Consider the following 12847-nt stretch of genomic DNA (forward strand, 5'->3'; position numbering starts at 1 on the left):
TTATTGCTCCTGAGATTGATGGAATTCGGCCATTTGTTCTAAATGTTGGCCAAGTTCACGGTAGCCGAGATAACGGCTCGCACGCATGGATTTCACCGCATCATTTGGCTGATACACTTCACGAATAGGGCTTGCCATGGCTTGTTGGGCTTGCTGTGCATCGTCATAAATACCCGCCGCCACGGCGGCAAAAATAGCCGCGCCCAACGCACAACACTGCTCAGAATGAACCACGGCAATATCACGCCCAATCACATCGGCACACATCTGCATCACATAGGGGGATTTTTGGGAAATGCCGCCAATCGCAATGACTCGCTCCACCTCCATACCTTGGTCAACAAAGCAATCAACAATCGCTTTTGCTCCATGAGCCGTCGACTCCACTAAAGCCGCAAACAGGGCTGGAGCCGTCGAACCTAAATTGAGATCCGTCAAAGCACCTTTGAGGCGCTGGTTGGCATAAGGCGTACGTCGACCGTTATGCCAATCCATCGCTAAAGGTGAATGAGCGTTAAAGTCGTACCCTTCAGCAGCTTGAGTTAGTAGCGGAATCAAGGCTTTATCCAATATCTGCCGAGTAGTTTCTGCTTCCGGTAACTCTTTGGCTAAGCTTTCCAGAGGCCAAAGCAAGACACGTTTAAACCAAGCGTAAATATCACCAAAAGCCGACTGCCCCGCTTCCAGCGCCATAAGGTTAGGCAATGCACTGCCCTTCACCTGACCGCAAATACCATGAATGGTGCGATCCCCCACTTTTTCTGCATCCACCATTAAAATGTCGCAGGTTGAAGTACCGATCACTTTGACCAAGTCATGGGCCCCAGCACCAGCGCCAACCGCCCCCATATGGCAGTCAAATTCTCCAACGGCGACGGCAATGCCTGCTGGCAAACCTAATTTTTGCGCCCACTCAGCAGATAAATTGCCCGCTCGTTGTTCAGCGGTATACACCTCATCAAACATCCGCTCACGAATACCATCTAAAGTAGGAGAAATAGCAGAAAGAAACGCTTGATCGGGCAATCCGCCCCAGCTTTCATGCCACATTGCTTTATGGCCTGCGGCACAAATACCACGGCGCAGCGTTTTGGGATGCTGATTGCCACTTAACAGCGCTGGAATCCAGTCACACAGTTCGACCCAACTGTAAGCATGGTTCGCGATGGCTTCATCTTGCTCACTCACCCAAGCCGCTTTCGCCCAAAACCACTCAGAAGAGTAAATACCCCCAATAAACTTGGTGTAATCTGTAAATTCACCGCTATGGGCGAGCTCATTAATTCGTTCTGCTTTTGAGACTGAGGTGTGGTCTTTCCACAAAATAAACATGGCATGCGGGTTGTGTTCGAACTCGGGCAACAAGGCTAATACATTGCCCTCAGCGTCAATAGGTGCAGGAGTAGACCCAGTGGTATCAACACCAATACCCACGACAGACTGCGCGATATCATCCGGCACCTCAGCCAGAGCCTCACGTACCGCCTGAGTCATGGCTTCAATATAATCTTTGGGGTGATGACGAAATTGGGATTGCTCCGGCTGGTTATACAAACCTTGCATCCAACGAGGATAATAAGTGACTCCAGAGGCGACTTCTTCACCACTGATGGCGTTCACGAGTAAAGCACGCACGGAATCTGAACCAAAGTCCAGACCAATCACATGTGCAGGTTGAGTAATGAAAGGATTCATAACAACTCCATGTCGATGAGTGTTATGTTGTTATACCCCTCACACCGACATTCAACCATAAACCACCCTGCTACAAATATGGACAAAAACGTCAGACCGTTCATTTTGTGCTTACGGTTAGAAATATAATTCACCCGCAAATTTTTCATTAAATCGACTTTTCATCGGTAAAAAATACGCTTAATTGGATAAGTGATTATTAGAACGGAAATAATTGGGATCCCCATCATGTTCAGTTTCGCCAAATAAATGGACAAAACAGCTACATTTTTTTGGTGTGATTTGGGTCACTCCAAGTTATATCGAGATGCACAAAGATGGATAACGAAACAACCCCTACCAGCGGATGGAATAACAATGAAACTAAAAACCTTACTCTCTACTATCGCCTTATCTGGACTCACTTTATTAAGTGCTTCTGCTAACGCTTTTTTTGGTTCAAAAGATGAGATGCGATTGGGCTATCTGGTTAAACAACCCGAAGAGCCTTGGTTCCAAACCGAATGGGCTTTTGCCGAAAAAGCCGCAAAAGATCTGGGCTTTGACTTAGTTAAAATGGCCGTCCCGGATGGTGAAAAAACACTCAATGCGATTGATACTTTAGCCGCTCAAGGAGCGAAAGGGTTTGTCATCTGCACTCCGGATCCGAAATTGGGACCAGCCATTATGGCAAAAGCCAAAAGCTACGATCTGAAAGTCGTTACCGTGGATGATCAATTCCTCAATGCGAAAGGCGAGCCCATGACAGATGTACCTTTAGTCATGATGGCAGCAACCGCCATTGGTGAACGCCAAGGCCAAGAGTTGTACAACGAAATGCAAAAACGGGGCTGGGATGTTACCACCACAGGCGTGATGGCGATTACCGCCGATGAGCTAGATACCGCGCGTCGCCGTGTTGATGGTTCAATCTCTGCGCTCAAAGCAGCGGGCTTCCCTGCTGGTCAAATTTACCGAGTTCCCACCAAAACCAACGATATTCCTGGTGCATTGGATGCCGCGAACTCATTGCTGGTCCAATACCCTATGGTGAAACAGTGGCTCATTGTTGGCATGAATGACAATACGGTATTAGGTGGCGTTCGAGCGACTGAAGGGCAAGGATTCACAGCTCAAAACATCATCGGCATTGGTATCAACGGAGTTGATGCCGTCAACGAACTGGCAAAATCTCAGGCAACCGGTTTCTATGGATCGCTACTGCCCAGCCCTGATGTTCACGGCTATAAGAGTATTGCCTCTCTCTACCATTGGGTAAAAGAAGGGGTTGAGCCTAGCAAGTTTGTTGAAGTCACTGATGTGGTACTCATCACACGTGACAACTTCAAAGTAGAGCTCGAGAAAAAAGGATTGTAAGTCCCATTTAGGGTGATGGTGATCACTGTCACCCTCTCAATGACACGGAGAAAATGTGATGCCGATGACCTCCTCTTACCTAGAGTTTCACAACATTTCCAAGCACTTCCCTGGGGTGAAAGCGCTCGACAATATCAGCTTTCGCGCCAATGCTGGCAGCATCCACGCTTTAATGGGTGAAAATGGAGCAGGTAAATCCACCTTGCTCAAAACCTTAAGCGGGCTCTACCAACCTACCGATGGTCGAATGGTGATTAATGGTGAAAATGTCGCGTTTTCCTCCACCAACGAGGCGTTGGAACAAGGGATTGCCATTATTTACCAAGAGCTCAATCTGGTCCCCGAATTAAGCGTGGCGGAAAACATTTATCTAGGCCAGCTACCGACCAAGAATGGCCGAGTGGATACCGAAACCTTAAACCAACGAGCCAAAGCGCAGTTATTACGCCTAGGGGAAGATTTTGACCCATCACGCCCACTCAAAGAGTTTTCGATTGGCCAATGGCAAATGGTGGAAATAGCAAAAGCACTGAGCCGTAATGCACAAATCATTGCCTTTGATGAGCCAACCAGTAGCCTTTCGCAACGGGAAATTCAAAACTTATTTAAAGTTATCCGTGAATTGCGTGATAACGGTAAAATCATTCTTTACGTCTCACACCGTATGGAAGAGATCTTCGATCTGTGCGACGCCATCACCATCTTTAAAGATGGTACCCATGTACAAACCTTTGACGACCTCTCACAACTCACTCATGACCGATTAGTCGAACTGATGGTAGGCCGTGAAATTAACGATATCTATAACTACCGCCCACGAGAGCTGGGGAGAAGTGGCTTACGGATAGAAAACTTTCAAGGCCCTGGCCTATCAGCCCCAGTTTCACTCGATATTCGCCAAGGGGAAATTCTCGGCTTGTTTGGGCTGGTCGGAGCCGGGCGTACCGAATTGACTCGACTGATTTTCGGCGCAGAAAAAACCACCGCGGGTGAATTATACCTACACGATATTCGAATTCAGGTACGCAAACCCAGCGATGCCATCAGAGCGGGTATCACCCTTTGTCCGGAAGATCGTAAAAGCGATGGAATTATCCCCATTATGTCGGTTGCTGAAAATACCAACATCAGTGCCCGCCCTTGGCACCTCAAACTGGGTAGTTTGATTGATTTTCGTTGGGAAGCGAAAAATGCCCAATATCAACACCAAGCCCTGAACGTTAAATCCGCCTCACTCGACCAACCTATTGGCAAACTGTCTGGAGGAAACCAACAAAAAGTCATTCTTGGTCGTTGGTTATCGACCGATATGAGTGTGATTTTGTTAGATGAACCCACCCGTGGCATTGACGTAGGAGCCAAGTCCGAAATTTATGAACTGATTTTTAAGCTGGCTGAAAATGGCGTTACCGTCTTAGTCGTTTCCAGCGATTTACCCGAAGTGTTGGGAATCTCTGATCGCCTTCTGGTGATGAAAGATGGCGCAGTATCAGGTGAATTACAACGTGATGAATTTAAAGAGCAAACAGCCCTTCGTTTGGCCATGTTAGGCAAAGATAAAGCGGCGGCTTAAATACTTAAAGGAATAACATTATGTCTCTATCCAGTTCGACTAAAATGGTCAATTCTGAACAGAAACCCAGTGGATTGAATTTTGCCAAAATTTGGGACCGATTTGGCATGTTGATGGTCTTTGCTGGGCTGTTCTTACTCTGTAGCCTTTTTGTCCCCTACTTTGCCACCTTCATCAATATGAAAGGATTAGGATTAGCCATTTCCATGAGTGGTATGGTGGCCTGTGCCATGCTCTTCTGCCTCGCCTGTGGCGATCTCGACCTTTCGGTCGCCTCCGTTATCGCTTGTTCCGGCGTTGTCACTGCCGTTGCCATTAACGCCACCAGCAGCGTCGTCCTTGGCATTGGAGCAGGGTTACTCTCTGGTATTTTCTTTGGGCTACTCAACGGATTCGTGATTGCGAAACTACAAATTAACGCCTTAATTACCACCTTAGCAACCATGCAAATTGCCCGAGGATTAGGTTATATCATTTCTGATGGTAAAGCCGTAGGCATTACCGAAGAGCACTTTTTCGCCCTAGGTAACTCCTCTATCTTTGGCATCCCAACCCCGATTTGGTTAACCCTCATCACCTTCGCTGTATTTGCGTTTTTACTCAACCGCACCGTTTATGGGCGTAACACACTGGCCATTGGTGGGAATGAAGAAGCCGCACGTCTCGCAGGGGTCAATGTCGTTAAAACCAAAATGCTGATCTTCACCATCTCTGGCTTTATCTCCGCCCTAGCCGGTGTCATTCTTGCCGCACGGATGACCAGTGGCCAACCCATGACCTCCGTCGGTTTTGAGTTAGTGGTGATTTCAGCTTGTGTACTGGGTGGGGTATCGCTCAAAGGTGGGATTGGTAAAGTCTCTTATGTTATCGCTGGGGTGTTAATTTTAGGCACAGTGGAAAACGCCATGAACCTATTGAACATGTCGCCATTTGCTCAATACGTCGTTCGAGGGGTCATCTTACTCGCCGCCGTTATCTTTGACCGTTATAAACAGAAAAATCAATAATCAACTAATTTCTCCCCTTTATTTTTAAATAAAGGGGAATGTATTAATAACTCTCGACTCACATTCAAAATACTATTTAATTATCGTTTCTTAAAAACAACATCCAGAAAAGACACCCAGTAAAATATAAAATAAAGCACAACCAACCCATTTATTTTCAAAGACCATAAAGAAAACACTGTAAAATTAAAGAAACTGAATACACCCCACCAACGTTAACTCAACAATCAGTTAAAAATCAAAAAGATAAATTCATTATAAAAAGCAATTACAATTAAGGCCACCATAATAAAAACGAATCAATAAGATAGTATCTCTCTTATGAAAGTGACTTTTAATATCGACATCTATACATTCCTTCATGTTCAAGCTAATCTACTGATAATAAGAAAATATTAAATTCCATGGAGGATAAGTTATGCTGAATGTGAAGCGAGCTCTCGTATTAAAAATGCTTACTGTTGCAATATTAATGATAGCGACATCCGGCATTACTTTTTTCCTAATGAATAAAAGTTCAGGGGTATTAATTCACCATATTGAAACCGATCTCACAGAAGAACGTAATATGGTTAGGTTATTTCAAGAAGGATTAGGGTTACGCTTGGCAATTTTAGCTAAAATTGCCAACCCAAGTGCCACTCAACCTCACTTGAGCTATAACAGAGCTAAACAAGAGATACTTGACGTCCTACCTAGTCTTGAACAAGAAGGCTCCCCCGAAATCCATCAAATATTGCAGCAACTACACCGCTGGATGCTCGAAGCCGACCGCATGATGGAACGGGCTCTTGTTGGCGATGCTCAAGGAGCCATGCGTATCACTCGAGAAAGTGAAGCCGCTGCATGGCAAGATTTTAGAATGCCTTGGCTACAGGCCATTGATAACCAAGCTCAGCTAGCACAATATGCCTTTAAAGAAGCGGAAAAAGTGAGACAATCCGCTATTACTGGCTCAGGAACCATGATTTTCGTCGCAATGTCATTGCTAATCTTCGTATCTTGGCAGTTTTACAAACGCTTAGCGAACGCATTAGGGGGTGAGCTAAAACAGGCGGTTGATGTAGCAAATCGCATTGCTAACGGAGATTTAACCCAACCCATTGATTTACGCCAAGCCCATGCAACCAGCTTACTCGCGTCACTGGCTCGAATGCAACAAAGCCTAAAAGAGCTCGTCACCTCCGTCACCGAGAATGCCACACACGTCAGTTCGATAACTCAAGAGATGTTTAACCATACGAATGAATCCACTCAACGTATTGTTCAACAGAGCCAAAAAACAGAGACCGTCGCAGCCGCAGTGACAGAGATGAATGCCAGTTCACATGAAGTCGCTCAACGAGTGTCTCAAACACACAGCGCTGCGGAGCAAGGGCAAACCAATGCCATTCGCAGCCAAGAACGTATGGCCAACACCGTCATTACATTAAATAAATTAGCTCAAAATATGTCGACAACGTCTCGTGTGGTTGAAGATCTCAATACCCATTGTGAAGGTATCACCAAAATCATTAATGAAATTAAAGGCATTGCAGAGCAAACGAATTTACTTGCTCTGAATGCCTCAATTGAAGCCGCCCGAGCAGGTGATCAAGGAAGAGGGTTTGCAGTCGTTGCGGATGAGGTTCGTTCTTTAGCTTCTCGCTCAGCAGAAAGTTCTGAAGAGATCACATCCGTCGTCAATCAGCTCGTCCATCACTCAGAGTTAGCCCGCCATGCGATGGGGGAAAGCCAAGAAGAGATGGCGATGTTAAATCAACACGCAGACGAAACCGTTGAAGAAATTAATGATTTATTGAAAGCCATCAATCAAATCTTCGATATGAGTACCCAAATTGCCTGTGCTTCTGAGCAACAATCGCTGACCTCTGATGAAATTAACCAAAATATGCAGATGATTGCAGATATGACCGAAGAAATCCGTACCGCATTACAAAACTCCCATACGGTCAGCCAGCAGTTGAAACTTAATACCGAAACGTTACAACAGCAGGTACAAAAATTCAGTTTATAAATACACGTATGACGTCAAATACCACAGTAAGGAAAAGAGACCTTACTGTGGTTCACTCACACCCACTGCCCGGCCACAAAACCACTCGACCATGCCCATTGGAAGTTATAGCCACCGAGCCAGCCCGTAACATCCATCACTTCGCCGACAAAAAATAAACCCGGGACAATTTTGCATTCCATGGTTTTCGATGACAAAACGTCAGTATCCACCCCACCGAGTGTCACTTCTGCGGTGCGATAACCTTCTGTGCCATTCGGTACAAGAGTCCATTGCTCAAGCGCTTCTCCCACACTCAACAGCGCTTTAGTGGAAAACTGTTTCAGCGGTTTATCGACAAAGAGCTGACGCTCTAACAACACCTCTACTAACCGTTTCGGTAATACCCGAGCTAAAGTGGTTTTCAGGGTTTGGTTAGGGTGCTCTTCTCGTGCTGTTGTCAGCCATGCGTCGACATCAATGTTAGGCAATAAATTGATCGTAATGGCTTGGCCGGGCTGCCAATAAGACGAGATTTGCAACACCGCTGGCCCAGATAAACCACGATGCGTAAATAACAGCGCTTCTTTAAAACTTTTGCCACATTGAGCCTGAATCTCAACCGGCACCGCAATACCAGACAGTTCAGCTAAAGCTTCTTTATCTGCGACATGTAAAGTAAAAGGCACCAACCCGGCACAGGTTGGTAATATCGGTAATGAAAATTGTTCTGCAATTTTATAGCCAAAAGGGGTCGCCCCAAGTTTTGGCATTGAAAGCCCCCCCGTTGCGACAACCAGCGATTGACACTCAATGTCGCCTTGCGAGGTGTTGAGGAAAAAACCCGACTCGGTTTTTGCTATCTTTTGAATCTCCACCTGATAGCGCTGAGTCAAATTGGAGTGGTTGCACTCAGCCAATAGCAAGTGAACGATCTCTTTAGCAGAATCGAGGCAGAACAGTTGCCCATGTTCACGCTCTTCAAACTCAATACCATATTTACTGACCAGGGATATAAAATCCCAGTTGGTGTATTGCGATAAGGCTGACTTTACAAAATGAGGATTTCGGCATAAATAATTGGCCGCAGAGACATCGTAATTAGTGAAATTGCAGCGACCGCCCCCTGATATTAAAATTTTTCGGCCCGGCTTTTTGGCGTGATCAACCAGCAGCACTCGACGCCCACGCTTAGCAGCTTGCGCTGCGCACATTAGCCCCGCGGCCCCCGCTCCAACCACCACTACGTCTACTTTTTCATTCATGACCGACTCTCAACTGCAATAAAAAAGGATGTGCGACCAGCACATCCTTACTCACTAGGTTCAATATTCTAACGGCAAACAATCACCTTGCCAATCTACCTTTCAAAGCAGAAAAGCAACCAAAGAGGTTAATGCAATCAAAGCGCAGCAAAGCACAAAAAGCTCTCTGACTCGGTCACATTTCCCAGTAAAGACTGGGTCATGATGATGGTGATATTCTTTGCTCTTTAAATAATGGTAAAGGCGAACTTGCTTGGTGACATTACCATGAGTGGTAAAAAAACCGCCGCCATCCACTTGCTGATAAAGCAAGGGGTGAGCTTCACGCATAATGTAGATAAGTGAACGAAGTGCGGTTAGATATCGAGCCATATTAATTCCCGTCACCACCATAAGTGCTAAAAGAATCGTATCTCCACTGATCATCTTTTCCTCCCTACATCTTTGGTAAGTCTGCCCAGAGAAAAAGACGTTTGTGTTAGTCCATCTTTCTGCTGAAATTATTCAGCGGGGGCATCCATTACTGAAGATGAGCCTGCTTTTGCCAATGCCGCTAGATCTTTATCAATAAAGAACAACGCTTTTCCATCTTCACCGACCAGTTCTAGCTTATCTAGAATCCCTTTAAACAACTTCTCTTCTTCGTGCTGTTCTGCGACATACCATTGAAGGAAGTTAAAGGTTGAGTAATCTTGTGATGTGAATGCCACATGAGCCAATTTATTAATCTGTTGGGTAATCATCTGCTCATGCTCATACGTTTCACGAAACACTTCACCTAAGCTTGCAAAATCGTGTTTTGGCGCAGCGATAGAACCAATAAGAGGCATGGAACCCGTTTCGCTCACATAGGTAAATAAGCGCTGCATATGTTGCATTTCTTCGACTGCGTGAGCACGTAGAAACTCAGCCGCTCCTTCAAATCCTTTATCTTCACACCAAGCACTCATTTGTAAGTATAGATTGGATGAGAAAAATTCGAGGTTAATTTGATCATTCAATTGTTCAACCATTGCAGATGAAAGCATTCATAACTCCTGATTATTCATAGTGACGATTTTCACTATATCACGATCCTTCACTATTGTGAGACCACCGTAGCGACGCTCTGTGGATATGAGATCACGCTGGCAAAAAAGATTCATACGAAGTGCTAATCTTATAGACAGTTATCGATAAGGAGGTAGCCTAATGAGTTATCAACATATTTTAGTTGCGGTCGATCTTTCTGAAGACAGCAAAATTTTGATCGATAAAGCGGTGGCTCTTGCCAAACCACTCAATGCTGAAATTTCTTTCATCCACATTGATGTGAACTACGCAGAACTGTATACCGGACTTATTGATATTAACTTGGCAGAAACTCAACATCATTCCATGGAAAGTTCGCAAAAACAGTTACAAGAACTCGCCGATTACGCTAATCACCCCATCCATCATACTCTCGTGGGAAGTGGTGATTTTAGCAATGAGCTGTGCGAAACCATTAATGAGTTTAATATCGACCTTGTGGTCTGTGGGCACCATCAGGATTTTTGGAGTAAGATTCTCTCATCCACTCGCCAACTGATTAACTGCTCACCTGTTGATATGTTGGTTGTACCACTCAACGACTGACGATAAGCAAAAAGTCCGCTAGACTGCAGAAAGTTTTCATTCACTGACCAGTATTATGATTTACTTATCTGCAGTTACTCTATTATGGGCTTTTTCCTTCAGCCTGATCGGCGTTTATCTCGCGGGTCAGGTTGATGCTTGGTTTGCGGTTTGGATGCGAGTCGCGCTTGCTTGCATCGTCTTTTTACCTTTTCTACAAATTAAGCAAGTTCCTAAAGCGTTGATGGCCAAACTCATGGCCATTGGCGGTATTCAATTAGGGCTGATGTATTGCTTCTATTACCAATCTTTTTTGCTGCTATCGGTTCCCGAGGTTTTACTGTTTACCGTATTAACACCGATTTATGTCACTTTATTGTACGACTTACTCAAAGGGCATTTCTCACCTTGGTACTTAGTCACGGCCGCCATTGCGGTGATCGGCGCAATATGGATTAAGTTTACGGGTATTAATGAGCACTTTTTTCTTGGTTTCATGGTTGTCCAAGGGGCGAACCTTTGCTTTGCTATTGGTCAGGTTGGCTATAAATACGTGATGGAAAAAGAACCCATCTCACTCCCTCAACATGCGTTATTTGGCTATTTCTATCTTGGTGCATTTCTGGTGGCCAGCATCGCTTTTCTCTTACTAGGCAATCCTCAGCAGCTACCAAGCAGTACCTTACAATGGGGAATATTAATCTACCTTGGTTTGATTGCTTCAGGTTTGGGCTATTTTGCGTGGAATAAAGGAGCTTGTCAGGTCAACGCTGGAGCGTTAGCCATTATGAATAATGCACTGGTTCCCGCTGGGTTGATCATCAATATTGTTATCTGGAACCGAGACGTCGATTTACTCCGTTTGTCTGTGGGTGGGGGAATTATCATGTTATCACTCTGGCTCAATGAAACTTGGATTAAACGGCTGGTTGAGCGCCATTCTTGTCATAAAACCCAGCATCAACCTTAAACGGAACAGGGTTAGTGAAACTGAGCGAAATGGCGATCCTCTATTGGCAGGGCTAAATTGAGTTCAGTAAACTTTCCTTGTAATGCTTGTTGCTTTTTCATTAGCTTGCGTTGTTTTTTTAACACCTTCGCTAGCTTTTTCTGATATTTCTTCTGCTTTTTCAGCATTTTTTTCGTCAAGATGAATGACGGCTCCTCTATCCCCGGTGTGGTGGCTGATAACGACGTCGTCAGGCGCTGAGGGCTTTGCGTTTTTAATGCTTGTGGTTTACATAAGTGACTTTTATCAGCCGAACTGCGAGCACAAGCACCACAGACATAGTTCGGTTCCATCACCCATTGTTGGATCTCTCCCATTGATGTACGAATCTCGTGACGATTGAGCTTACATAAGCGCTTGACCATAAAAAGGCAACCATAAATAACAATAAGAATAATTCTTAGTTAGATATAACTTAAGCGCACGAGAATGGCAAGTGAGATTTCCGTTCCCCCACGGTGCGTTTTGCTCTTACATTGCTGCAATCACATAAACATCAAATCGGTTTTTTTTAGTTTCAATCGCCATACTGGGTTTTTGCTCTGCTAACCATGGTGCATAATCTGGCCGTTTTACTACGACACGTTTACCGGCCAGCTGTAAAGCAGGAGCAAGTAAGCCATCGGCATCATTATCCGCACCCACTAACGATTGAAAAACCCGCATCTCTTTTTTCACCAAGGCGGTTTTTTTCTTATTTTCTGGGTGGGGATACATTGGGTCAAGATATACCACCTCTGGCTGACAGAAATGCTCATCAGCCGCTAACTTTTGCAGAGCATCATGGCTTGAGGCATGCAGTAAGGTCACTCGTTCACTCACCCATACACCAATTTCACTGTCTTGTTTGGCTCGTTGTAAACCATCATCCAGCAGAGCAGCAACCACAGGGTGTCGCTCCACCATCTGTACGTGACACCCCAGTGAAGCCAGCACAAACGCATCACGCCCCAACCCAGCCGTGGCATCTAACACGCTAGGGAGTTTTCCTTTATTCAGCCCAGCAGCCTTTGCTATCGCTTGGCCTTTACCGCCACCAAATTTTCGTCGATGGGCCACCGCGCCATTGACCCAATCGACATAAATCGCGCCTAATTTCGGTTCGTCAACTTTACGCAGCTCTAACCGTTCAGCGGTCAAGACTAAAGCAAACAGACTGCTTTCACAGTGTGTTAATTGCCAACGTTGGGCAATCAGTGCCAATTGTTCAGCACGCTCAGGGGCTTCACATAGTAACTGTAGCTGCAAAAGAGAGTCTCCAAAGAGGGATATAAAAACGAGCGCTAGTGTAGCGGATTTTCATTCTAACAGCGATATTTTCACACGGAACAATCACGGGGATCGGTTATT

Annotated in this window: 12 protein-coding genes; 6 read left to right on the top strand and 6 right to left on the bottom strand. The window is 45.3% G+C overall.

Annotation, left to right across the window (positions count from 1 at the left end):
• A complete protein-coding gene (locus B5D54_RS12105) occupies positions 1-1695 on the bottom strand; it encodes a ribulokinase (RefSeq protein WP_078926802.1) in 1695 nt (564 codons plus the stop codon).
• A gap of 357 nt (positions 1696-2052) precedes the next feature.
• Here B5D54_RS12105 and B5D54_RS12110 point away from each other — a divergent pair, with 357 nt between their 5' ends.
• From B5D54_RS12110 to B5D54_RS12125, 4 genes are all read left to right on the top strand, one after another.
• Positions 2053-3051: an arabinose ABC transporter substrate-binding protein gene (locus tag B5D54_RS12110; protein ID WP_078926803.1), complete on the top strand. Its 999-nt coding sequence runs from the start codon at positions 2053-2055 to the stop codon at positions 3049-3051.
• 58 nt (positions 3052-3109) lie between these two features.
• Positions 3110-4624, top strand: coding sequence for an L-arabinose ABC transporter ATP-binding protein AraG (gene araG / locus B5D54_RS12115; protein WP_078926804.1), 1515 nt, complete (start codon positions 3110-3112; stop codon positions 4622-4624).
• Positions 4625-4644: 20 nt separating this feature from the next.
• Positions 4645-5631: an L-arabinose ABC transporter permease AraH gene (araH, locus tag B5D54_RS12120; RefSeq protein ID WP_078926805.1), complete on the top strand. Its 987-nt coding sequence runs from the start codon at positions 4645-4647 to the stop codon at positions 5629-5631.
• Positions 5632-6049: 418 nt separating this feature from the next.
• Positions 6050-7648 (top strand): methyl-accepting chemotaxis protein, encoded by a 1599-nt coding sequence (locus B5D54_RS12125; protein WP_078926806.1) that lies wholly within the window; start codon positions 6050-6052, stop codon positions 7646-7648.
• 56 nt (positions 7649-7704) lie between these two features.
• Here the strand turns inward: B5D54_RS12125 and B5D54_RS12130 are convergent, their stop codons facing one another.
• The 3 genes from B5D54_RS12130 to ftnA all read right to left on the bottom strand — a co-directional run bounded on the left by B5D54_RS12130 (position 7705) and on the right by ftnA (position 9920).
• Positions 7705-8892 carry a BaiN/RdsA family NAD(P)/FAD-dependent oxidoreductase gene (locus tag B5D54_RS12130; RefSeq protein WP_078926807.1) on the bottom strand — a complete coding sequence of 396 codons (1188 nt, stop codon included), beginning with the start codon at positions 8890-8892 and terminating at the stop codon, positions 7705-7707.
• Positions 8893-8994: 102 nt separating this feature from the next.
• Positions 8995-9318, bottom strand: coding sequence for a universal stress protein UspB (uspB, locus tag B5D54_RS12135; RefSeq protein ID WP_078926808.1), 324 nt, complete (start codon positions 9316-9318; stop codon positions 8995-8997).
• Between the two features lie 74 nt (positions 9319-9392).
• On the bottom strand, positions 9393-9920 hold the full coding sequence (ftnA, locus tag B5D54_RS12140) for a non-heme ferritin (RefSeq protein WP_078926809.1): 528 nt from the start codon (positions 9918-9920) through the stop codon (positions 9393-9395).
• A gap of 163 nt (positions 9921-10083) precedes the next feature.
• Here ftnA and B5D54_RS12145 point away from each other — a divergent pair, with 163 nt between their 5' ends.
• The gene (locus B5D54_RS12145) at positions 10084-10509 is read left to right on the top strand and encodes a universal stress protein (protein ID WP_078926810.1); all 426 of its coding nucleotides are present in this window, start codon (positions 10084-10086) and stop codon (positions 10507-10509) included.
• Positions 10510-10564: 55 nt separating this feature from the next.
• Complete coding sequence (locus B5D54_RS12150; RefSeq protein ID WP_078926811.1) at positions 10565-11458, top strand: carboxylate/amino acid/amine transporter; 894 nt, start codon at positions 10565-10567, stop codon at positions 11456-11458.
• An 11-nt stretch (positions 11459-11469) separates the two neighbouring features.
• Here the strand turns inward: B5D54_RS12150 and B5D54_RS12155 are convergent, their stop codons facing one another.
• Both B5D54_RS12155 and B5D54_RS12160 read right to left on the bottom strand, forming a co-directional pair.
• Positions 11470-11862 carry a hypothetical protein gene (locus tag B5D54_RS12155; protein ID WP_078926812.1) on the bottom strand — a complete coding sequence of 131 codons (393 nt, stop codon included), beginning with the start codon at positions 11860-11862 and terminating at the stop codon, positions 11470-11472.
• 106 nt (positions 11863-11968) lie between these two features.
• Positions 11969-12745, bottom strand: coding sequence for a class I SAM-dependent methyltransferase (locus tag B5D54_RS12160; RefSeq protein WP_078926813.1), 777 nt, complete (start codon positions 12743-12745; stop codon positions 11969-11971).
• Positions 12746-12847 lie beyond the last annotated feature (102 nt).

Origin of the sequence: Vibrio cincinnatiensis DSM 19608, from assembly GCF_900167345.1 — a bacterium.
In the GTDB taxonomy this organism is placed as follows: Bacteria; Pseudomonadota; Gammaproteobacteria; order Enterobacterales; family Vibrionaceae; genus Vibrio; species Vibrio cincinnatiensis.

What these genes read in the sequence shown, in the direction of transcription:
- B5D54_RS12105 (WP_078926802.1), bottom strand. Translation starts at nt 1,695, where the DNA reads ATGAATCCTTTCATTACTCAACCTGCACATGTGATTGGTCTGGACTTT.
- B5D54_RS12110 (WP_078926803.1), top strand. Translation starts at nt 2,053, where the DNA reads ATGAAACTAAAAACCTTACTCTCTACTATCGCCTTATCTGGACTCACT.
- B5D54_RS12155 (WP_078926812.1), bottom strand. Translation starts at nt 11,862, where the DNA reads ATGGTCAAGCGCTTATGTAAGCTCAATCGTCACGAGATTCGTACATCA.
- araH (WP_078926805.1), top strand. Translation starts at nt 4,645, where the DNA reads ATGTCTCTATCCAGTTCGACTAAAATGGTCAATTCTGAACAGAAACCC.
- B5D54_RS12130 (WP_078926807.1), bottom strand. Translation starts at nt 8,892, where the DNA reads ATGAATGAAAAAGTAGACGTAGTGGTGGTTGGAGCGGGGGCCGCGGGG.
- B5D54_RS12150 (WP_078926811.1), top strand. Translation starts at nt 10,565, where the DNA reads ATGATTTACTTATCTGCAGTTACTCTATTATGGGCTTTTTCCTTCAGC.
- araG (WP_078926804.1), top strand. Translation starts at nt 3,110, where the DNA reads ATGCCGATGACCTCCTCTTACCTAGAGTTTCACAACATTTCCAAGCAC.
- ftnA (WP_078926809.1), bottom strand. Translation starts at nt 9,920, where the DNA reads ATGCTTTCATCTGCAATGGTTGAACAATTGAATGATCAAATTAACCTC.
- B5D54_RS12125 (WP_078926806.1), top strand. Translation starts at nt 6,050, where the DNA reads ATGCTGAATGTGAAGCGAGCTCTCGTATTAAAAATGCTTACTGTTGCA.
- B5D54_RS12145 (WP_078926810.1), top strand. Translation starts at nt 10,084, where the DNA reads ATGAGTTATCAACATATTTTAGTTGCGGTCGATCTTTCTGAAGACAGC.
- uspB (WP_078926808.1), bottom strand. Translation starts at nt 9,318, where the DNA reads ATGATCAGTGGAGATACGATTCTTTTAGCACTTATGGTGGTGACGGGA.